This window comes from Sphingobium sp. 22B, from assembly GCF_001580035.1.
GTDB classification, from domain to species: domain Bacteria; phylum Pseudomonadota; class Alphaproteobacteria; order Sphingomonadales; family Sphingomonadaceae; genus Sphingobium; species Sphingobium fuliginis.
Window position 1 is genome coordinate 1 of the sequence record NZ_LTAB01000083.1, and the last position, 592, is coordinate 592.

A 592-nucleotide genomic window follows, 5' to 3' on the forward strand; every position below is an offset into this window, starting at 1 on the left:
CCCTTCGCGCCAGTATTTACGCGCCATTTCGCAAATTTCAGGAATTGCACCGCGCTTGAAGAGATCGTCAAAACCCTCATTGCATATAGCTTTCTCGTGCGCCTGGGCGCTCCCGCCGGCAGCCGCCGCGGCGGCTCTCAATTGGCTCTTAATGCGGTTCTTCGCTTCGCTCCAATTTCTTTGATTTCTTTCCAGGTCAGAAAGGAATGAGGCTAAAGCCTCGTCTCTTGTTATTTGTTCTCGCGTCCGGATCAAATTGCCTTCTTGATCCAACCAAGCAAACCCCGGTTGCAATGGCAGCCTGAGCGCATTGCCGCTGGGGAAGATTTCTAGCGTCCCGCTCTTGATCTCGTATCCCTGAAACTTTAGCCATGCCTTGATAGTGTTCTCGACTTCGCTACATTCGGCCCAATCATCAAAGAATAKATASAGGTGCCAGCCGCCGCTGTCGCTGCTTCTATATGGCGTTGCCGTCAATCCGACTGCAGCAAAATTTTCTTGGAGTTTTACGAGCTCGTCCGTGCTGTGATATTTGCTTCCCTGGTCAACGTCCAGGACGGCATGATGTGTTTGCTCGGCCCAATAACAGCCC

General features: G+C 52.0%; 1 pseudogene. It reads right to left on the bottom strand.

Features of this window, described 5'->3' with window-relative positions:
- A pseudogene (locus tag A0J57_RS26455) lies at positions 1 to 592 on the bottom strand (hypothetical protein); the annotation flags it as partial.